Here is a 19,959-nt window from a genome sequence, read left to right on the forward strand (position 1 = left end):
TTGCTCAACATCGCGAAGGATCTGGAGGCTTCCCACCTTCTCTACCTGAATATGGCTGTGAGCGGTCAGCTGCAATGTTTTGACCTGTCGGGCCGGATGGTATTGGAAGAGAAAGGCAAACGCGCAGTCGCGGCAGGCGCCGTGGAGCACAACGCGCGCGTGGTGATGAAGCGCCTGGCGAAACAACTGGAGCCAAGGATCGGAGGCGAGTGCCTGGAGGTGGCGGGTGCGCCTGACGCAGCCCACGCCCCGCCGCATGCCACTGCTCAACGATAGCTCCGTTGGCCCATGCGGGCTGGCCCGAGACGCTTTCTGAGGGAACCATGCTGATCGCACAGAGATATCTGTCGGCCATGTTGAGTTTCATTCTGGCGGCGTCGAGTGTCGGCGCTCCCGCCCAGAGCTTTCAGGAGCAAGATTCTGCCTCCCCGACCCCGGCGCCGCCTCCGGCGACCGCCGAGCCCGCGAAGACTCCGACGCCTCCGGCAGGCGCAGGCACCTTACCGGTTCGTCCCGCCAAAGCACTTCTCAGAGCAGGCTCCGAAGTGCCGTTGAAGTTTGCGCAGAGCGTGCACTCCCGTGTCTCCAAACCGGGAGACACAATCGAGTTGGCCCTGGCCGAGGACTTGAAAGTCGAAGATGCATTGGTGGCCCGAAAGGGAGCCCGCGTGATCGGCAAAGTGACGCGGACCAACAATCCAAACTCAAGGGGCAAGGGCGGAGAACTGTACCTTCAGGTGGAGTTCCTCAAGGTAGGACGAAGCATGGTCAAGTTGAGGGGCGAGGGTGGTGGCAAGGAGGGCAGCCACACATGCTGGGGATGCGTAGCGGTTAGCACTGCTATGTACGGCGTCGTCGGCGCCCTGTTTGCGATCCTGGGCACAGGTGGCAAGCAGTACGTGATCAAAGAAGGCACACCGATCACGGCATATGTCGCCGAGGACATCGAACTACCGTTACAGCCAGAATGACGTTTGAGTCTGTGCGGCTTGGATAGAGACGCCCTGACGGGCGTCTCTACCGGAAAATCTCTGATTACTGGTTGGCGCCGAGGGTGGGGGAGCCGCTGCGGGTGGTGGTGGTCGCCTTGGTCTCGGTGAAGAAGCTGTGGTCGTAGAGGTTGCGGTACATGCGGCCGGCAATCTCGGCGGCCTTGGGGCCGTAGGTGGGGCGTCCGCCCTGGAGGAAGACCACGGTGACGATGCGGCCATGCTGGGTATTGGTGTAGCTGGCGAACCAGCCGAAGCGGGTGCCGTCCTTGGAGCAGGTGCCGGTCTTGCCCAGGATCTCTTCTTCGCTGAAATTGTAACGGACGCTGCGGGCGGTGCCGTACTCGACCGCCCCGACCATGCCGTCGGCGATCTCCGGCAGCAGGGGTGCGATGTCGAGCTGCCGCTTGACCATGGGCTGGAAGGCGGCGATCTCGGCGGGCGAGGCCGGGTGCTGCAGGTAGTAGAGCGTTCCGCCATTGGCGATGGCGGAGACCAGGGCGCCCAGTTGCAGGGGAGTCATGGAGATGCTCTCCCCGAAGGAGCACATCTTCCCTACCCCGCCGAGGCTGGGGGAAAGCTCCTCGCTGGGATAGACACCGAGATGCTCGCCCTCGAGGTTCCATCCCGCCAGCTCGCCCAGGCCGTAGAGGTGGGCGTAGTGGCGCACCTTCTCAAAACCGAGCTTGCGGCCCACGCGCTCGAAGTAGACGTTGTTGGAATGGGCTAGTGCTTCCGTCAGATTCATGCGGGAACGGCGACCCAGGCGGATCTCGGTGTCTTTGGCGATGACGTGCTCACTGAGCGCGGCCAAGGCGACCGCCACCTTGATGGTGGAACAGGGCTGCGCGCCTTCGGACAGCGCCAGCTTCTGATTCACCATGGCCAGGATGCGGCCGCTGTTGGGGTCGATGGCGACTACCGTGCCGTTCATATTGCCCAGAGCTTCCAGGGCAGCCTGGCGGACCACGGGGTCTTCTCCGGCGGTGACGTCGCCGGCGGTGAGGTCATCGACATAAGAACTGGTGTAGAAACGCTCGTAATGACGGCGACGGCGGCGGGTCGGCCTGGCCTGGCTGGCCCTGGTCAGGGAGCGGCTGTGCGTCAGCCGGCCGATCTTGCTGCTGGTCTTGGGGCTCTCCGTGATGGAAGCGTCATTGGCATCGGACCTCGATGCCTTTGCACCCGTCGAACTCGCGCCCAAGGCGGCGAGCGATGCGAACAACACCACCACCAGAATCCAAAATAGCCGCATTGGCATGAACTTCGTCATCCGTCCCAGAGCCTGATTCGACACCGCGACCCTGTCCTACGGTCGAAAGGTGCTGTCGCGGAGAGAACGGCAGAGCTCTTGCGATAGTAAGAGAGCTGCGGATGTGAATTCAACGGAAAAGTGCGCACGAACGACCAAGCCCCAACGTTTTTTCTTGATACGGCAGCTCCGAGCGGAGCTGCGGAAAGCAGTGGGCAGTAGGCAGTCGCCACTCGCCAGAAAACCCGCGTTTGGCGCTAGCGGATCGGGGAAATGGTGATGGGGCCCATGGAGACACGCTCGCCGACCACCGACGGAGCGGTCTCCTGAACGCAGTCGTGTACCTCTCCCAGGCGAAGGCGCAAGGCCGCTAACAGCAAGGCGACGGCCCTGCCGAGGCGCTCGCGACGGGTGAGAGGCTGCTCGATCGCTTCCCGGTTGCCCAGACGCGCCACCTGCGCTCCCGGCGTGCCGTTAGGATCGACCAGGAAGATGGAGTGGTAGGCCAGCCAGAAGAGGCCGGGCACCAGCAGGCCGATGGGCAAGGCCAGCTTGGACTGGGGCATGGTGGAGGAGAATTCGAAGACCAGGGCGCCGAACAGCACGGTGGCAGCGAGGACGATGGCCCCGTCCACGCAGGTCCCAAAGATGCGCTCCGCGGTGTTCTCGGCCGAAAGCGAGAGCAGGGCGGGATGGTCGCCGCCGACGCGAGTGCTGGGGGCGACCTCGATGCTGGCGGCGAAATCGCGTCTCTCCTCCGCCTGCTTGGCCCGGTTCCGGGTGGGCATGGCGATGCGCGAGGGCGCGACGCTGTTGACGAAGATCCATTCCTTGAGGGCTTCGAGGCATTGCTGCGGGACATCGACGAAGCGGATGCCGGCGCGGCCGGAAGCGTCGGCCCAGGCGATCTCGCCGGCGAGCTGGAGCCGCTTCTTAGTGCCGGGAAGATCGAAGCGGATCTGCAGGACCTTGCTGGCTTCCACCGGCGCCAGCGCCTGGATGGCCATGCCGCCTTCGCTGAGGTCGAGAATGATGGCCTGCTCGGCGTGAGAGTCCAGCTCCACGAAGGCCAGGGTCTGCACCTGCACGCGGATGGAACGACGCCCCATGCGGAAGATGAGGCCTTTCATGGCGCGAATGGTGCGGGCCACGGGCTCCGGCGACAGCGGCTTGCAGAGCACGAAATTGGCGCCGTTGTCGAGCGCTTCCTGCATGGCGCCGAGGTTCCCGACCAGAGCCAGGCTGACGGTGTTCTTGTTGTCGCCGGTCAGGCGGACGTAGCGCAGCATGTCGATGGCATCAGCCACCTGGCAGTCCACGATGACCGCCTCGAAGCGCTGGTTGAGCAGACGGTCGAGGGCCTGGTCGCGGTCGTGGCAGAGTTCAAGCGAGACTTCAAGCTCTCCCAGGACGTCACTGAGAACGTATATAGATTCCGATTCCTCGCAGAGGAGCAGCGCCTTCATTTCCATGGCAAAGGCGATGCTAGCCCGGGGATGACGACGGTCACATTGACGGCGGTGATTCCGGGGTAACCAAACAGGTTCCGGTCGTAGGTGATAGGTGGTAGGTGGCAGGCGGCAGGAAGACGTCACCGGGCTCCCACCTCCTGCCGACTACCTCCTACCAACCACTTCTAGCGATGTTCCCCGCGCTTGCGGATGAAGGCGGGGACGTCGAGGTCGTCCTCCTCCACGTTGCCCTTGACCGAATCCTTGACCGCATCGAGAGACGGGGTCTCGCGGTGCGGGATGGCGGCGGGAGGGCGGTCGGGAGCGCGCGAACCCACGGGCGCGATGGCCGGCGGGGCCGGCGGGCGCGGGGCGGTGGCGGCGAACGACGACTGCTGGCGCGCCTGGGCGATGGCCGCCTGGGCGGAGGTCACCTTCTCGCGCTTGGGCAGGTGGTCGGTCTTGAAGCCGGTGGCAATGACGGTGATCTTGACCTCGTCCTTCATCTTCTCGTCGTGCACGGCGCCAAAAATAATGTTGGCGTCCTCGTGGGCGGCGCTCTGGATGATGGTGGAGGCCTCGTTGACCTCGGCCAGCTTGAGGGAGCTGGAGCCGGTGATGTTGATGAGCAGGCCGCGCGCGCCGTCGATGGCGCCCGCCTCCAGCAGCGGCGAGGCGATGGCGCGGTTGGCGGCCTCGATGGCGCGGCGCTCGCCCCTGGCGGTGGCGGTGCCCATGACGGCGTAGCCCATGCCCGCCATGATGGCCTTCACGTCGGCGAAGTCGCGGTTGATGATGCCGGGGATGGTGATGATGTCGGAGATGCCCTGCACCGCCTGGCGCAGGATGTCGTCGGCCACGCGGAACGACTCGAAGAAACCGGCGTTCTGGGCGACGGCGAGCAGCTTCTCATTGGGGATGACGATGGTGGTGTCCACGGAGTCGATGAGCTCGGCGAGGCCGCGCTCCGCCTGGTTCATGCGCCGCTTGCCTTCAAAGGCGAAGGGCTTAGTGACCACGGCGACGGTGAGCGCGCCCATCTCGCTGGCCAGGGAGGCGATGATGGGTGCGGCGCCGGTGCCGGTGCCGCCGCCCAGGCCGGTGGTGACGAAGACCATGTCGGCGCCTTCGAGGGCCTCGATGATCTTGTCGGCGTCTTCGAGCGCGGCTTTGCGCCCGATCTCGGGATTGGCGCCGGCGCCCAGGCCGTTGGTGAGCTTCACGCCGAGCTGGAGCTTGACCGGGGCACGCGACATCTGCAGCGCCTGCAGGTCGGTGTTGGCGGTCAGGAACTCGACGCCTTCCAGGCGGGCGTCGATCATGCGGTTGACGGCGTTGCCGCCGCCGCCACCCACGCCGATGACCTTGATCTTGGCGTTGTTGCGCGGATCTTCGCCGAACTCGATGCGGATATCGTTCTTTTCGCTCATGCTCTCAACCCCCCTGACCGAGTCGCTTTTGGCTCTTTGCTCTTGGCTCTTCGCTCATGCTCGTTTTGCGAACAGTGCTTTCAATTTCGAGGTGAAACTGCTGTCCTGTGTGCCGCGGGCCAGGCGGGCACGGTGTCCGTAAAGGATCATGCCGATGGTGCTGGCAAATTCCGGCTCCGCCAGCTGCGATGACATCTTGGAAATAGGCACGGGGACGGCCTTGCGCGCCGGACGGCGCAGGACGTCCTCGGCGATGTCGAGGATGCCGTTCAGACGGGAACCGCCGCCGGTGAGCACGACCCCGGCGGCGCAGAGCTCCAGCACCCCGGCCTGGCGGAGGTTGTCGCGCATCAGTTCGAACAGCTCGCGGGCGCGCGGTTCAATGATCTCGGCGAGAAAGCGCTGCCCCATGAGGCGCGAGGGGCGGTCGCCGACCGCGGGCACCTCGATCTCGTTCTGCTCCGGCACCTTGGTGACGACGGCGCAACCGAAGAGCTTCTTGATCTTCTCGGCATCGGCGAGCGGGGTGCGCAGGCCGACGGCGACGTCGCTGGTGAAGTGGTCGCCGCCGATGGGCACAACGCCGGAATGCACCACGGCCCCCTCGTGGAAGACGATGAGATCGGTGGAGCCGGCGCCGATGTCAGCCAGGCAGACGCCCAGCTCGCGCTCGTCGTTCTTGAGACAAGCGTCGGCGGCGGCCAGCGGCTCGAAGACGGTGTCGTCCACGTGGATGCCGGCACGGTTCAGGGCGGTGATGATGTTCTGGGCGGCGGTGGAGGCGGCGGTCACCACGTGCACCTGCACCTCCAGCTTGGCGCCAAGCATGCCGGCGGGATCGCGGATGCTTCCCTGCTCGTCGAGGATAAACTGCTGCGGCAGCAGGTGGAGGATCTCGCGGTCGTCGGGGAGAGTGATGGAGCGGGCGCGCTCGATGGCGGAGCGGACGTCGTCGCGAGTGATCTCACGGGAGCGGCCGACGTTGATGCCGCCGCGGCTGTTCACCCCGCGGACGTGGGCGCCGGCGACGCCGACCATCGCGCGCTCGACCGCCACGCCGGCGGACTGCTCGGCTTCTTCCACCGCCTTCTGCACCGAGAGCACCGCCTTCTCCAGGTCCACGATGACGCCCTTGCGCGAGCCGCGCGATTCGCAGACGCCGTGGCCGCGGTAGCGGGGACCGGAATCGGTCACCTCGGCGACCAGAGCGCAGGTCTTGGCGCTGCCCACATCGATGGCAGTCAACAGGTTGTGCTGGTCCTTATTCATCTGCGGGCCCGGGTCCTCGGAGCCTTGGTTACCGCGGGCGGGGCTGCCACCACGGGCGCGGGTGCGAGCTTCTGGTCGGGGTTGACGACGATCTGTCCTTCGTAGCGCAGATCCACGGAGTCGAGCTTCTGGCCGGGCACCTGCTGACGCCACTCGGAGACATGGGCGAGGAAGGTCTTGTAGCGGCGCAGGAAGTCGGAAGAGCCCATGTGCACCAGCACCGCGCCTTCGGCGTCGGGGACGATGATCTTCACATCCTCGGGGTCGGAGAGGTCCACCTCGCTGAGCGCCAGCGAGTAGTTGCCGCCCTCGGAGTCGAGGTCGCGGACCAGGGTGGAGTAAATCTTCATGCGGGCGGCGCGGGTGGACAGCGGCTCCGATTCCTGCATGCCGGTGATGACCGGGAACGAGTAGTGCGTCTGGCGGGTGGGAGGCATGTCCATGACCACGCCGGAGGCGTCGATGAGGGCGACGCGGGAGCCGATCTGCACGAAGGCGACGGGCGTGCGCTCCTTGATCTCGACGCGCAGGCGGTCGGGCAACAGGCGCATGACGCTGGCCGATTCCACCCAGGCGATGTCTTCGAGCTGCTTCTTGCGCTCGGAGAGCGGGACGAAGAAGACGTTGCGGCCGATGTCGGCGCCCATGACCTCCAGCACCTGGGCGCGGGTCACGTTCTGGGTGCCGCGGATCTCGATGTGGTCGCTGGTCTCCAGGCGGAAGCGCCAGGAGTGCGCGCCGTAGCGGTAGAGGGCGGTGCCGACGGCAGCGGCGACGGCAGCGGCCAGCAGGACAATGGCGGCGATCTTTACCTTCTGTGCGGTCTTGCGGGGCAGCGGGCCGCGGCGCACCGGCACGCGCCTCTGGCCGCGCAAGAATGGGGATTCTTCCTCGGTGTCGAGGTCGATCACGCGATCGTCGATTTCGTCAACGGCGTCGCGCACCGCGCCGACCGGAGGCCGAGGCGGCCTTTCATCCTCTCGCGTGACCTGACCGTTATCGCGCGCCATTCCCGATTGTGGAGGGAAACATCGCCTTGGCAGCAACTATAACTGCTTTCGTTGCAAGTTGAGACAGGGAAATTTGGGTGGCGTTGTGGATTTCTCTTCTAACCGCAGGGATCGCAGAGAACGCAGAGAAACCGAGGCTATGGAATTTCCCAGGGGGCGATATCCAAGTAGGCGTCATGCTGAGCGCCTTCAGGCGCGAAGCATCTCGCGTGCACGCGCGATCCACTTCACCGCGCGCGAGATCCTTCGAGGCTGAAGCCCCTCAGGATGACGCCTTACTAGAGGTTCCGGCCATCTCGGCGGTTACGCGTTTTTCGCGGGGACCGTCTGAGCTCTCAGCGCCGAGAGGCGTTCGAGGATCTGCGGGCCGAGCTGGGAGACGTTGCCGGCGCCCAGAGTCAGGATCATGTCGCCGTCGTGGGCGACGGCGGTCACGGCGGTGATGGCGTCACCGAACGAAGGCACGTACATGGCGCTGCGCTTCCCGACTTCGGCGATGCGGCGGGCGAGGCGTTCGCCGGTGATGCCGGGGATGGGTGGCTCGCTGGCGGCGTAGATATCGAGCACGAAGATTGAATCGGCGTCGTGGAAGGCGCCGCCGAACTCGTCCATCAGAAGGTGGGTGCGGGTGAAGCGGTGGGGCTGGAATACCACGTGAATGCGCTTGTATCCACACTGGCGGGCGGCAGCCAGGGTGGCGCGGATCTCGGTGGGGTGGTGGCCGTAGTCGTCGATGACGGCGACACCCGCGGCCTGGCCGCGCAACTGGAAGCGGCGGTCCACGCCGCGGAAGCCGGCGAGAGCGGTGCGAATGTCGTAGGGCGTGACATCGAGGCCGATGCCCACCGCGATGGCCGCGCACGCGTTCAGCACATTGTGGGCGCCGGGCACGTGCAGGTCGAAGCTGCCCAGGTCGGCGCCACGGTAGGTGACGCGGAACTGGCTCATGGGGCGCCCGGCGCCCAGGCCGGGCTCGACCGAGGCGATGTGCAGGTCGGACTCGGGACGCAGCCCGTAGGTCACGACCCGGCGCTGGACCCGGGGAATCAGGCCGCGCAGGCGCTCGTCGTCGTGGCAGAGGACGACCATGCCGTAGAAGGGGACGCGATCCATGAAATCGACGAAGGCGCGCTCGACGTCGTCCATGTCGCGGTAGCAGTCCATGTGCTCGCGGTCGATGTTGGTGACCACCGAGAGGATGGGCGAGAGCTTGAGGAAGGAGCGGTCGCTCTCGTCGGCCTCGGCGACCAGGTACTGCGACTTGCCGAGGCGGGCGTTGGAGCCCAGGGCGTCCACCCGGCCGCCGACCACGACGGTGGGATCGAGGCCGCCGGCGGCCAGCACCGCCGCGACCATCGAAGTGGTGGTGGTCTTGCCGTGCATGCCGGCGATGGCGATGCCGTACTTCAGGCGCATGAGCTCGGCCAGCATCTCGGCGCGCGGGATGACCGGGAGGTGATGGCGACGGGCCTCGGCGACTTCGGGATTGTCCCTGGCGATGGCGGAGCTGGTGACCACTACCTCGGCGCCGAGGATGTTCTCGGCGCGGTGCCCTTCGAACACGCTGGCGCCTAGCTTCTCCAGGCGTTCGGTGACCGCGGAACGTCGCAGGTCGGAGCCGGAGACCTTGTAGCCGAGGTTCAGCAGGACCTCGGCGATGCCGCTCATGCCGATGCCGCCGATGCCGACGAAGTGGACGCGTTGGAGCTTGGCGAACATCAGTAGCTGGTAGCTAGTAGCTGGTAGCTAGGAAAGCGAACCACTAATTTGCCACGGATTCACATGGATTGGCACGAATGAAAGGAAGAATTCGCGTGGGTTGAGCCTCCGGGCGGGTACACGCGCGATCCTTCGCGGCTGAAGCCGCTCAGGGTGACACCGGGTGAGGGAGCCGCTCAAGCGGTGGCGGCGGCTTGCCAGCCGGCGAGGCGGGCGGCCAGGGCCGCGATCTGCCGGGCAGCGTCGGGATGGGCCAGGGCGCGGGAGGCCTGCGACATGGATGCCAGGCGCGGGCGGTCGTTCAGTAAGGAAGTAATCGCTTCAGTCAGGCGTTGCGCATTCAGCTCCGCTTCAGGAATCAGGACGGCTGCGCCGGCACGCTCGAAAGCCTCGGCGTTGCGGCGTTGGTGGTCGTCGGCGGCGTGGGGGAAGGGGACGAAGATGGCGGGCTTGCCGGCGGCGGCGACCTCGGCGACGGTGCTGGCGCCGCTGCGGCAAAGCAGCAGATCGGCGCGGCAGAAGGCGTCGGGCATCTGCTCGATGAAAGCAGTGATTTCGGCGGAGACGCCCGCTTCCAGATACACGCGCTGCACTTCCTGGTGATCGCGCTCCCCGGTCTGATGGATGATGTGCAGATCAGGTACCGCCGCAAGGAGAGTCGGCAGGCACTGCATCACGGTGCGGTTGATGGCGCTGGCGCCTTGCGATCCACCGAAGACCAGCAGCGTCGGCGGCCCGAGTGAGCGGGGAGGGATATCGAAGAAGGCGCGGCGCACAGGAACGCCGGTCACCTGGCAGCGCCGGAAGTAGCGGCAGGTCTGCTCAAAATGGACGGCGGCTGCAGAGACGAGGGGGGCGATCACGCGATTGGCGAATCCGGGCACGACGTTGGGTTCGAAGGCCAGGGTGGGGCGGCCGCTGAGGGCGGCGGCCAGCATGCCCGGCCCGCTGGCGTATCCGCCGACGCCGATGACGATCTCGGGGCGGAGTTCGCCGATGATCTGCCAGGCGTCCACGATGGCACTGGGCAAGGCCAGCAGGGTGCTGATCCGCGTTGCCAGGCTGACGTTCTTGAGCGCGCCGACCTTGATGAGCTCCAGGCTGTAACCCGCCTTGGGGACGAGCCGGTTCTCGATGCCGCGCGCGGTCCCGATGAACGTGACTTCCGCGTGGTAGCCGTCGCGCAATTCGTGGGCGATGGCCAGGGCGGGGATGACGTGCCCGCCCGTTCCTCCGCCGGCGATCACTGCGCGCATATCAATCGGTCTGCTGGGTGATGTTGAGGAGCACGCCGACGCAGGCCAGCGTCACGAACAGCGAAGATCCGCCGTAGGAGATGAAGGGCAGGGGGATGCCCTTGGTAGGCAGCAGCCCAAGCACCACACTGATGTTGAAGAAGGCCTGGGCTACGATCATGGTAGTGATGCCGGCGGCGAGGAAGCGGGCGAAGAGGTCGTCAGTCGCCAGCGCGGTGCGCATGCCGCGATAGAGGAAGACCCCGAAGAGGGCGACGATGATCAGCGAGCCGATCAGTCCTAGCTCCTCCGCCGTGACGGCGAAAATGAAATCGGTGTGCGGCTCGGGCAGGTAGAACAGCTTCTGCTTCCCTTCCATCAGGCCGACGCCGCTGAGGCCGCCGGTGCCCACCGCGATCAGCGACTGGATCACGTGGAACCCGCGCCCCTGCGGGTCGGCATACGGATTGATGAAAGCCAGGATGCGGTCGAAGCGCCACTTCACGCGGAACACCAGGAAATAGAGAGGCAGCAGCGAAGCGGCGAGGGCATAAGCGAAGTAGCGGAGCTTCAGTCCGGCGACGAACAGCACTACCGCCGCGATCCCCAGGCAAACCAGGGTGGTGCCGAGGTCAGGTTGGCGGACGATCAGGACCGCCAGCACCAGGGGTGGGATGAGGGCAGGCAGCAGCGTGTTGCGCCAGTCATCTATCTGCCTAGTGCGGCTTTCGAGGAAATAGGCAAGAAAGAGGATGATGGCGGGCTTGGCCAGCTCCGAAGGCTGGAAGGAGAACATCCCCAGGCGGAACCAGCGATGGGTGTTATGAGAGCGGTCGAGGAAAAGGACCGCCACCAGCAGCAGCGTCGTGACGCTCAGTAACCCGAACACCACCGCCGGGTTCTTGTAGCGGCGGTAATCGAGGTTCATCGTCCCCCACATCACGAGCAAGCCTGCGGCAGCCCAGGCAAACTGGCGCAGTAAGAAGGTATAGGCGGAGCCGAAGCGCTCGTTGGCCATCACCGCCGAGGCGCTGAACACCATGATGAGGCCGAGGAAGACGAGCAGCAGCGTGACCGTGAACAGAGTCTTGTCCACGCTGACGCGCTTGGCCATCAGGCGGCTCCCTTGGCGGCCAGGGCCTGCACCAGGTCCTTGAAGACTTTGCCGCGGTGCTCGTAGCTGGTGAACTGGTCGAAGCTGGCGCAGGCCGGAGCGAGCAGGACGATGTCGCCGGGGGCGGCCTGCTGGGAGGCTTGCCTGACGGCGTTCTCGATGGTCTCGGCGTGGACGATCTCGGCCGCGCCCGCGATCTGTTGCTCGATCTTGGCGGCGGCGGCGCCGATGGTGTACACGCGTTTGACCCGCTCCTTGAGCAGCGGATTGAGCACCGAGTAGTCGCTGCCCTTGTCCTTGCCACCGAGGATGATATGGATGTTGGCGGGAAAGGATTCGAGGGCCTTGATGGTGGCGTCCACGTTGGTGGCCTTGGAATCGTTGTAGAAATCCACGCCACGGACACTGGCGACGAACTCGAGGCGGTGCTCGACCGCTTTGAATTCCTGCACCGCTTTGCGGATGCGTCCAGGCTCGCAGCCGACGATGCGGCCGACGCAGACGCTAGCCAGCACGTTCTCCACGTTGTGCGCGCCCTTGAGCGAGATGTCGGCTACGTCCATCACTTCCTGCTCGTCATGGTCGCGGTCCCGGTAGAAGACCTTGCTATCGCGGACGAAAGCCCCCTCCTCCACCTCTCTCTTGCGGCTGAACCAGCGGACCTTCGCCTTCGTACGCCCGCCCAGCCTGGCACACTCGGGATCGTCGGCGTTCAGGATGGCGTGGTCGTCCCTGGTCTGGTTCTCGAAGATGCGCACCTTGGCCGCGATGTAGGCCTCCATGGTGTGGTGCCGGTCGAGGTGGTCGGGGGTGATGTTGAGGATGACCGCGATCTGCGGGTGAAAGGTCTGGATGGTCTCGAGCTGGAAGCTGGAGATCTCGAGGACGTTGTAGGTATCCGAGGTCGCTTCGCCCACCAGGGAGATCACCGGGGTGCCGATGTTGCCCCCGACCAGGGTCTCGTAGCCGCCCCAGGAGACGACCTCGCCGCAGAGCGCGGTGGTCGTCGTCTTCCCGTTCGAGCCGGTGATGGCGATGATGTGGCCGGGCAGGAAGCGCGCTGCCAGCTCGACCTCGCCGATGATGGGGACGCCGGCCGACCGTGCCTGCAGCAGGTGGGGCTCGTCGCTGGGGACGCCCGGGCTGACCACGATGAGGTCCTGGTCGCGGAAGGTGCGCTCGCCATGGCCGCCGGCCTCGACCGCGATCCCCTTGTCGAGTAGTTGCGGGATGGCCTCGCGCAGCTGGTCCTCGGTCTTGGCGTCGGACACGGTGACGCGCGCTCCCTTCTCTTTCAGAAAGAGAGCGGAGCTGACGCCTGACTTCCCCAGCCCGACCACCAGGACCCGTTTACCTTTGACGTCCATATCCCTTCCGCATTGTGCCACGCGTCAGCGCAACTTCAGCGTGGTCAGAGCAAAAAGTGCAAACACCAGCGAGGCGATCCAGAAGCGCACGATGATCTTCGATTCCGACCAGCCCAGCAGCTCGAAGTGATGGTGCAAGGGCGCCATCTTGAAGATGCGTCTCTTGCGCGTCTTGTAGGAGACCACCTGGAGGATGACGGAGATCGCCTCGATGACGAAGATGCCGCCGATGAAGGGCAGCAGCAATTCCTGCTTGATGATGACGGCGACCGTGCCGATGGCGCCGCCCAGGGCCAGCGAGCCGACGTCGCCCATGAAGATCTCGGCGGGGTGCGCGTTGTACCAGAGGAACCCGATGGCGGCGCCGACCATGGCGCCGCAGAAGATAGTCAGCTCGGCCACCTGGGGCATGCGCTGCAATTCGAGATAGGTGGCGAATGCGGAATGGCCGCTGACGTAGGTCAGCACGGCCAGGGCGCCGGCGGCGATGACCGTGCAGCCGATGGCCAGCCCATCCAGCCCGTCGGTGAGATTCACCGCGTTGCTGGAGCCGACGATGACGATCACCACGAACCCGATGAACGGCAGGAACGCGATCGGCCACAGATAGGGGTTGTGGATCAGGGCGCTAATGACCAGGTCCGGGCGCCAGGTCTTGAGGAACGGCACGATCAGGTGCGTCGAATAGGTGCCCCGGGCCTGCAAGAGAACGAGCGCCACCGCCACCAGGATGCTCATCAGGATCTGCAGCATCAGCTTGGTGCGTCCGGTGAGGCCAAGATTGCGGCGGTGAACGACCTTCAGGTAGTCGTCCGCGAAGCCGATGGAGCCAAAGGCCACGGTCGAGATCACCGCGATCCAGATGAACGGGTTGCTCAGGTCGGCCCAGAGGAGGGTGGGCACCACGATGGCAATGCAGATGAGCACGCCGCCCATGGTGGGCGTCCCCGCCTTCTTCTGATGCCCCTTGGGGCCTTCCTCGCGGATGTACTGTCCGATCTGGAATTCGCGGAGCTGACGGATGACGGAGGGGCCCACGATCAGCGCCATGAACAGAGCCGTCAGGCTGCCGAACGCGGTGCGGAATGTCAGGTAGCGGAAGAGGCGGAACGGCCCGAAATGTGGTTGCAGGACTTGGTACAGCAGCCAATAGAGCAAATCGTTTCTCCGCCTCGACGCAGGGCTCTTGCCCCAGTGTTACACGAACCGCGGGACGCTACCGGTGGCGTCCGATATTCCCCGGCTAGGGCCTGGATGCCAGGCTTGCCTTACAGACTTCCAGTGCACGCTCCAGCTTGACGCCACGTGATGCCTTCAGCAGGACGGCGTCGCCGGGGCGCAGCTCACGGGCCAGCCACTCGCCCGCCGCTTCCGGGGTGTCCACGAATTCGGCGCGAACGCCCGCTTCTTTGGTGGCGGCCACGATCTCGGCGGCCAGGCCTCGGACCCCCAACACGACGTCGATCTTCTTCTCTGCCATGTAGGCGCCGGCGCGGCGATGGAGCTCGGGGGCGGTCGCCCCCAGTTCCAGCATCTCCCCGGCAACGACGATGCGCCGCTTGGCGGGCATGCTCGCCAGCACGTCCAGCATGGCGGCCATCGCCTTCGGATTCGCATTGTAACAATCGTTGATGAGAGTGGCCCCACCGAGCTCCAGCAGTTGGCCGCGCTTGTCCAGCGGCTGGAGACCGGCGAGCGCCGCCGCCGCTTCGGACGGGCTGATGCCGCGCTCCAAAGCGGTCGCCACCGCGGCCAGCGCGTTGTAGACGTTGTGGAGTCCGACCAGCGGCAAGGCGACGCGCTCGCGGACGCTGCCGGCAACCACATCGAAGACCGAACCTTGGACGCCACGTGACTCGATATTCTCGGCGCGGACGTCGGCGCAGGGGCCCAGACCAAAGGTCACCACTTTGCCGTGAAAGTCTCGCCCGAACTGGGAGACATATTCATCGTCACCATTGAGCACGGCGGTGCCTCCGGCGTGCAGCGATTCGATCAGTTCGTACTTGGCGCGCGCGATCTCCGCCACCGACGGAAAGAATTCCAGGTGGACGGCGGCGACGTTGGTGACCACGGCGACGTCATGGGCGGCCATCCGGGCCAGTGCGGTGATCTCGCCGGTGTGGTTCATGCCCATCTCGATCACGGCGATATCGTGCTCGGGTTCGAGCTTCAGCAGGGTCAACGGCAGCCCGAAATGGTTGTTGAGGTTGCCCTCGGTCTTGAGCACGCGGTAACGGGTAGAGAGCAGATGGGCAATGGCTTCCTTGGTCGTGGTCTTGCCGGTCGAGCCGGTCAGCCCGACCACGACCTTGCCCCACAGCCGGCGGACGGCCGCGCCCAGCGCTTGCAGCGCGAGCAGGGTATCGTCCACGACCAGCAGTGAAGTCTTCACCGGAAAGCGCGGCGCCTGTTCCTTGGCGATGACCGCAGCCACGGCGCCTCTGCCCAGCGCCTGCTCGACGAAGTCGTGGCCGTCAAGGCGTTCGCCTTTGACGGCGAAGAACAGATCCCCCGGGCCGACGGTGCGCGAGTCGATGGAATAACCGGTGGCCGCGGCGGCGCCGTCGAACTCGCCGACCGCGTGGGTGAACTCGGCGACGCGGGAAAGGGGGAGCTTCATGAGCCGCCCTCTTTCGTCGCGCTGTATCCAGCCGCACGCAAGGCCGCCAGCGCCACCTCGACATCGTCGAAGGGCGCGGAACCAGCCCGGGTGACCTGGACCTTCTCGTGTCCCTTGCCGGCCAGCAGCACGATGTCGCCGGAGCGCGCTTCGCTGACCGCCAAGGCGATGGCCTTGCGCCGGTCGGGCTCCACCGCGTAGCGAGTCCCGGTGCGCTGCAGGCCGACGACCGCGTCCTGGATGATGGTCAGCGGGTCCTCGCTGCGCGGGTTGTCGGAGGTGACGATCACGAAGTCGCTTCCCTTGCCCGCAGCCTCGCCCATGAGCGGGCGCTTGGTGCGGTCGCGGTCGCCGCCGCAGCCGAAGACTGTGATCACCCGTCCCCTTCCGTTGCTGTGGGCGACGAACTCCCGGGCCAGAGCAGTGAGATTGCGCAGCGCGTCGTCGGTGTGCGCGTAGTCCACGACCAGGGAAAAGGGCTGGCCGGCATTCACCCGCTCGAACCGCCCGGGAACGCGCTGCAACGCTGAAACTCCACGCGCGATCTCGTCCGGCGAGCAACCTCGCGCGCTGGCGGCGGCCGACGCCGCGAGGATGTTATAGACGTTCACCCGCCCGATCATGGGCGAGAACACGGGGATGCGAACGCTCCCCGCCAAGATATCGAAGCGGGTGCCGCCGCTGCCGATCTGCACGTTCTGGGCGCGGAAATCGCCCTGCTCCAAGCCATAGGTGAAGGTCTCGCTGGACCGGGGAGATTGCGCCAGCCGCCGGCCATGCTCGTCGTCGAGATTCAGCACCCTGGCTCGCGGCGGATCGGTCCCACAGCCCTCGAAAAGAACACGCTTGGCGGCAAAGTAGTCATCCATCCCGTGGTGAAAATCAAGGTGGTCACGCGTCAGGTTGGTGAAGACGGCGACGTCGAAGGGAATGCCGAACACGCGCTCCTGGGCCAACGCGTGGGACGAGACCTCCATGACCGTCTCGGTAGCGCCCGCGCGCACGGCTTTGGCAAACAACTGGTTCAATTCCAGGGACTCGGGGGTAGTGTGGGGGGCGGGAACGACCTCGTCCGCCACGTGATACTCGATGGTGCCCACCAGCGCCGACTTGCGCCCCGCAGCGTGCAGGATGGATTCGATGAGGAAGGTGGTCGTCGTCTTCCCGTTGGTGCCGGTCACGCCGGTGACGGCCAGTTTCTGTGCCGGCCGGCGATAGAGGTTGGCAGCGAGCCGGCCCATGGCGCGCCTTCCGTGCGACACCTGGGCCCAAGCGACCCCCTCCCGAGGTTTCTCGTCCTTCGAATCGGTGACCACGGCCACCGCGCCGGCGGCGATGGCTTTGTCGATGTACGTGTTCCCGTCAGTCGTCTCGCCACGAATGGCGAGGAAGACGTCTTGCGGAGCGATACGGCGGGAGTCGTACTGCAGCCCGGAGACGACCGGATTACCCCGCTGGAAGAGCACCTCAGCGCCGTCCAGCAGCTCGAGGAAGGTCATTGCGCTCGATTATATAAAGCGAAGTCGCCGAGCACGCGCCGATCAGCGCGAAAACCGCACCGCGACATGGCGTCCGGCCGGGATGCGGCTTCCCGGCGGTGGCATCTGCTCGCGCGCAATGCCGTTGCCGATCACGTCCAGCTCGATGCCAGCCTGCTGCGCGATCTCCAGCGCGCTGCGCAAACCCCTTCCCAGCAGCGACGGGACGACCACGCCTGCTTCCGTGTCCACCACCACCGTGCCCGAAACCGGCAGCGGCGCCCCGGCAGGCGCCGACAAGGGTCGGGGCGGCGCCGGTGCGGGACCGATCTTCGTTTTCAGGGCAGCGTCCAAGACCTTGGCGGTGGCGGCGACCTCTGGGCTCGGCTTCTTGGCCGGCAGGATGACAGCAGGAGTGGGCCTGGCCTCCTCGTCGATGATCTCCGGCCCGCCGCCCAGACGGTCGGGCGAGCTCTCGGCGAGCTCTTCGTCTTTCACCTGGGCAAGCAGCATCCGGCGCTGCGGCGAGTTCTTCACCTCCGCGTCGTGAGGCACGTTCAGGTACGCCAGGGTCTGCTGCATCACTCGCGCCCAGACCGGCGCGGCGATCTGCCCGCCCTGATGCAGCCCCTGGGCGGAATCGAGGATGACCACCACGGTGAGCGCGGGGTTGTTCACCGGCGCGAATCCGGCGAACGAGGCAACGTACTTGGTCTTGGAGTAGGCCCCGGTAGCTGGGTCCGTCTTCTGGGCCGTGCCGGTCTTGCCGGCGGAGGTGTAGCCATCGAGCAGTGCCTTGCGCCCGGTGCCGTGCAGCACGACGGCTTCCAGCATCTTCTTCATCTCCAGCGCGGTCAGCGTCGAGATCGCGCGGCGCTGGCGGGGCACGTGGAACGACACGTTCTGCAGCGGGCCGCTGGATGTCGTGGTCCCGGCCACGATGCGCGCCGGCGTGTACAGTCCTTCGTTGGCGATGGTGGAAACCATGCCCGCCAGCTGGATGGCGGAGATGCCGATCTCCTGGCCCATGGAAATGGCGCCGATGGAGACTTTCGACCAGCGGCTGACCGGCTTGGTGAGCCCGCGGGTCTCGCCCGGCAGTTCGATGCCGCTCTGCGAGCCGAAGCCGAAGGCGCGGATGTAATGGTCGAAACGCTCTTCCCCGAGCCGCAGCCCGACCTTGATCGCGCCCACGTCGCTGGAATGAGCGACGACGTCGGTCACGCTCAGGACGCCGAACTTCTCATGGTCGCGGATGCGCAAGCCGCCGATCTGGATGGCGCCTTCCTGGCAGTCGATCATCTCCTCCGGCCGGGTCAGCTTCTCCTCCAGCGCCGCCGCGATGGTCACGATCTTGAAGGTGGAGCCGGGCTCGTAGATATCGGAGACGGCGCGGTTCTTCAGCGATTGTGCCGGGACCTTGTCGAAGACGTTGGGATTGAAGGTGGGGCGGTTGGCCAGCGCCAGCACCTCGCCGGTGTGCGGGTTCTGGACGATGATGGTCGCGGCCTCGGTGCGGGTCTCCTGCATGGCGCGGTCAATCTCGCGCTCGGCGATGTACTGGACCTTCTCATCGATGGTCAGGACCAGGCTGCGGCCGCTGTCGGGCTGGCGCTCCACCCGCCCGAACCAGCGGCGCTTGGCGTCCATCGAGATCAGCATCTTGCCCGGACGCCCGCGCAGGTCCTTGTTGTACTCGCGCTCCAGGCCGCCCAGGCCGTCGTCGTCCACGCCGACGTAGCCGAGCGCCTGCGCCGCGAGCTCGCGCTTGGGATAGAACCGCTTCGACTCTTTCTGGAAGTAGATGCCTTTCAGGTTCAGCGCCCGGACGCGCTCGCTGCTCTCGGCGTCCACCTTGCGGGCGACCCAACAGAAGGCGCGCGAGGACTTCATGCGCGCCAGGATGTCGTCGGCGTCCATCTTCAGCACCCGGGCGAGGAGCCGGGCCGCGTTCTGCGGGTCGGGGACCTCGGAAGGGACGGCGAAGATGGAGTCCACCTGCACCGACATGGCCAACTCGTGGCCGTTGCGGTCATAGATGATGCCGCGCTTGGGAGCTACTTCGATGGAACGCTGCTGCTGGCGGCGGGCCTGCTGCGTGAGGTCGCCGTAGCGCACGATCTGCAGATAGACCAGGCGCAGGCCGATGCCCAGCAGCCAGAGAACAAGGATCCCGGTGAGGATGTAGATGCGCCGGGTTGCCGGAGCCGCGCTGTTCGCTGGCATGGCCTCGTCTGGCGGTCAGATGAGCATGGCGGCCTATCGTTCAGGCCGCCATCTTTGGACTGCTTCCGGCTGCGAGCCCTGGTTGAAGCGTCAGCCGGTACCTTACCCCGTCCAAACCTAATACTGCGGCAGGACGACGGAGACCTTGGCCATCACCGGCCCGCCGGGGTCGCGGTCGTCGCCGGAATCCATGCGGATGATCTGCCCGGCCTGGGGCGCAACCAGCCCCATCTGCTGGGCCAGAGCGTCAATGCGCTCGGGGTCGCGCAAGGAGGCCTCTTCCAGGCGCAGGGCGCGGTTCAACTCGCCCAGGCTGTCGCGCTGGCTGCGCAGCGCCTCGATGCGGTAGCCGTATTCGATGGCGCTGAAGTGCTGCCAGGCGTAACCGATCACCAGCGCGAACAGCACGGCCAGAGCGATGGTCAGGTGCAGCATCTCCTGCTTGCGCCCGGGATCGGCCACCTTGACCAGCCGTGAGTTGTCGATACGCTTGGCGATGTAGATCTCGGGCGCGCAGGTGCGCCGCCCTATCACCGTCGAGTGCCACGCCGCAGCGGCCATTACGCCACTCCCACGAGTTCCTGGTTGTACGAGAAGTTGTAGATGAAGGTGTCGCGGACCTGGCGCACCTCGGCGCGCACCAGGTCCATGTCAGGGGCGGACATCGCGCGAGCGTGCTGCTCCGCCCGTTCCACACTTTCGACCAGCTCTTCGATCACTCTTCCTGTGTACATCGGTCACCTCCGGCCTACCCAGCCCGGTTCCCACAAACTCTTTCGGGACGGCGCTGCTCGTG

General features: G+C 65.9%; 17 protein-coding genes. 2 read left to right on the forward strand and 15 right to left on the reverse strand.

The annotated features are described in order from the left end of the window. On the forward strand, positions 1-276 hold a 276-nt coding region (locus VMS96_01820; GenBank protein ID HVP42136.1), incomplete at its 5' end, for a hypothetical protein. Positions 277-323: 47 nt separating this feature from the next. Beyond that, on the forward strand, positions 324-971 hold the full coding sequence (locus VMS96_01825) for a hypothetical protein (GenBank protein ID HVP42137.1): 648 nt from the start codon (positions 324-326) through the stop codon (positions 969-971). Positions 972-1,035: 64 nt separating this feature from the next. Here VMS96_01825 and VMS96_01830 read toward each other — a convergent pair whose 3' ends face one another. From VMS96_01830 to VMS96_01900, 15 genes are all read right to left on the reverse strand, one after another. Next, on the reverse strand, positions 1,036-2,244 hold the full coding sequence (locus tag VMS96_01830) for a penicillin-binding transpeptidase domain-containing protein (GenBank protein ID HVP42138.1): 1,209 nt from the start codon (positions 2,242-2,244) through the stop codon (positions 1,036-1,038). Positions 2,245-2,498: 254 nt separating this feature from the next. After that, positions 2,499-3,713 (reverse strand): PilZ domain-containing protein, encoded by a 1,215-nt coding sequence (locus VMS96_01835; protein ID HVP42139.1) that lies wholly within the window; start codon positions 3,711-3,713, stop codon positions 2,499-2,501. A 164-nt stretch (positions 3,714-3,877) separates the two neighbouring features. Then, entirely contained in the window at positions 3,878-5,122 is a 1,245-nt protein-coding gene (ftsZ, locus tag VMS96_01840) for a cell division protein FtsZ (GenBank protein ID HVP42140.1), read from the reverse strand. 54 nt (positions 5,123-5,176) lie between these two features. Next, complete coding sequence (gene ftsA, locus VMS96_01845; GenBank protein ID HVP42141.1) at positions 5,177-6,391, reverse strand: cell division protein FtsA; 1,215 nt, start codon at positions 6,389-6,391, stop codon at positions 5,177-5,179. After that, complete coding sequence (locus VMS96_01850; protein HVP42142.1) at positions 6,388-7,401, reverse strand: FtsQ-type POTRA domain-containing protein; 1,014 nt, start codon at positions 7,399-7,401, stop codon at positions 6,388-6,390. Before VMS96_01850 ends, ftsA begins: the two co-directional genes overlap by 4 nt. A gap of 303 nt (positions 7,402-7,704) precedes the next feature. Beyond that, on the reverse strand, positions 7,705-9,120 hold the full coding sequence (murC, locus tag VMS96_01855) for a UDP-N-acetylmuramate--L-alanine ligase (GenBank protein ID HVP42143.1): 1,416 nt from the start codon (positions 9,118-9,120) through the stop codon (positions 7,705-7,707). 176 nt (positions 9,121-9,296) lie between these two features. Beyond that, entirely contained in the window at positions 9,297-10,376 is a 1,080-nt protein-coding gene (gene murG / locus VMS96_01860) for an undecaprenyldiphospho-muramoylpentapeptide beta-N-acetylglucosaminyltransferase (GenBank protein HVP42144.1), read from the reverse strand. 1 nt (position 10,377) lies between these two features. After that, a complete protein-coding gene (gene ftsW, locus VMS96_01865; GenBank protein ID HVP42145.1) occupies positions 10,378-11,469 on the reverse strand; it encodes a putative lipid II flippase FtsW in 1,092 nt (363 codons plus the stop codon). Next, positions 11,469-12,836, reverse strand: a complete 1,368-nt coding sequence (gene murD / locus VMS96_01870; protein ID HVP42146.1) for a UDP-N-acetylmuramoyl-L-alanine--D-glutamate ligase — start codon at positions 12,834-12,836, stop codon at positions 11,469-11,471. Before murD ends, ftsW begins: the two co-directional genes overlap by 1 nt. A 24-nt stretch (positions 12,837-12,860) precedes the next feature. Beyond that, a complete protein-coding gene (gene mraY, locus VMS96_01875) occupies positions 12,861-13,994 on the reverse strand; it encodes a phospho-N-acetylmuramoyl-pentapeptide-transferase (protein ID HVP42147.1) in 1,134 nt (377 codons plus the stop codon). 85 nt (positions 13,995-14,079) lie between these two features. Next, positions 14,080-15,459, reverse strand: a complete 1,380-nt coding sequence (murF, locus tag VMS96_01880) for a UDP-N-acetylmuramoyl-tripeptide--D-alanyl-D-alanine ligase (GenBank protein ID HVP42148.1) — start codon at positions 15,457-15,459, stop codon at positions 14,080-14,082. Further along, entirely contained in the window at positions 15,456-16,958 is a 1,503-nt protein-coding gene (locus tag VMS96_01885; protein HVP42149.1) for a UDP-N-acetylmuramoyl-L-alanyl-D-glutamate--2,6-diaminopimelate ligase, read from the reverse strand. The genes murF and VMS96_01885 overlap by 4 nt, the downstream gene beginning before the upstream one ends. Before the next feature lie 42 nt (positions 16,959-17,000). Next, a complete protein-coding gene (locus VMS96_01890) occupies positions 17,001-19,163 on the reverse strand; it encodes a penicillin-binding transpeptidase domain-containing protein (protein HVP42150.1) in 2,163 nt (720 codons plus the stop codon). A 117-nt stretch (positions 19,164-19,280) separates the two neighbouring features. Beyond that, positions 19,281-19,724: a cell division protein FtsL gene (locus VMS96_01895; GenBank protein ID HVP42151.1), complete on the reverse strand. Its 444-nt coding sequence runs from the start codon at positions 19,722-19,724 to the stop codon at positions 19,281-19,283. Next, complete coding sequence (locus VMS96_01900; GenBank protein ID HVP42152.1) at positions 19,724-19,897, reverse strand: hypothetical protein; 174 nt, start codon at positions 19,895-19,897, stop codon at positions 19,724-19,726. Before VMS96_01900 ends, VMS96_01895 begins: the two co-directional genes overlap by 1 nt. Positions 19,898-19,959: the final 62 nt, after the last annotated feature.

This window comes from Terriglobales bacterium (assembly GCA_035543055.1).
Taxonomy (GTDB): domain Bacteria; phylum Acidobacteriota; class Terriglobia; order Terriglobales; family Acidobacteriaceae; genus JAIQFD01.

Coding starts and splice junctions, on each gene's coding strand:
- VMS96_01825 (HVP42137.1), top strand. CDS start 324: ATGCTGATCGCACAGAGATATCTGTCGGCCATGTTGAGTTTCATTCTG.
- VMS96_01830 (HVP42138.1), bottom strand. CDS start 2,244: ATGCGGCTATTTTGGATTCTGGTGGTGGTGTTGTTCGCATCGCTCGCC.
- VMS96_01835 (HVP42139.1), bottom strand. CDS start 3,713: ATGGAAATGAAGGCGCTGCTCCTCTGCGAGGAATCGGAATCTATATAC.
- ftsZ (HVP42140.1), bottom strand. CDS start 5,122: ATGAGCGAAAAGAACGATATCCGCATCGAGTTCGGCGAAGATCCGCGC.
- ftsA (HVP42141.1), bottom strand. CDS start 6,391: ATGAATAAGGACCAGCACAACCTGTTGACTGCCATCGATGTGGGCAGC.
- VMS96_01850 (HVP42142.1), bottom strand. CDS start 7,401: ATGGCGCGCGATAACGGTCAGGTCACGCGAGAGGATGAAAGGCCGCCT.
- murC (HVP42143.1), bottom strand. CDS start 9,120: ATGTTCGCCAAGCTCCAACGCGTCCACTTCGTCGGCATCGGCGGCATC.
- murG (HVP42144.1), bottom strand. CDS start 10,376: ATGCGCGCAGTGATCGCCGGCGGAGGAACGGGCGGGCACGTCATCCCC.
- ftsW (HVP42145.1), bottom strand. CDS start 11,469: ATGGCCAAGCGCGTCAGCGTGGACAAGACTCTGTTCACGGTCACGCTG.
- murD (HVP42146.1), bottom strand. CDS start 12,836: ATGGACGTCAAAGGTAAACGGGTCCTGGTGGTCGGGCTGGGGAAGTCA.
- murF (HVP42148.1), bottom strand. CDS start 15,459: ATGAAGCTCCCCCTTTCCCGCGTCGCCGAGTTCACCCACGCGGTCGGC.
- VMS96_01885 (HVP42149.1), bottom strand. CDS start 16,958: ATGACCTTCCTCGAGCTGCTGGACGGCGCTGAGGTGCTCTTCCAGCGG.
- VMS96_01890 (HVP42150.1), bottom strand. CDS start 19,163: ATGCCAGCGAACAGCGCGGCTCCGGCAACCCGGCGCATCTACATCCTC.
- VMS96_01895 (HVP42151.1), bottom strand. CDS start 19,724: ATGGCCGCTGCGGCGTGGCACTCGACGGTGATAGGGCGGCGCACCTGC.
- VMS96_01900 (HVP42152.1), bottom strand. CDS start 19,897: ATGTACACAGGAAGAGTGATCGAAGAGCTGGTCGAAAGTGTGGAACGG.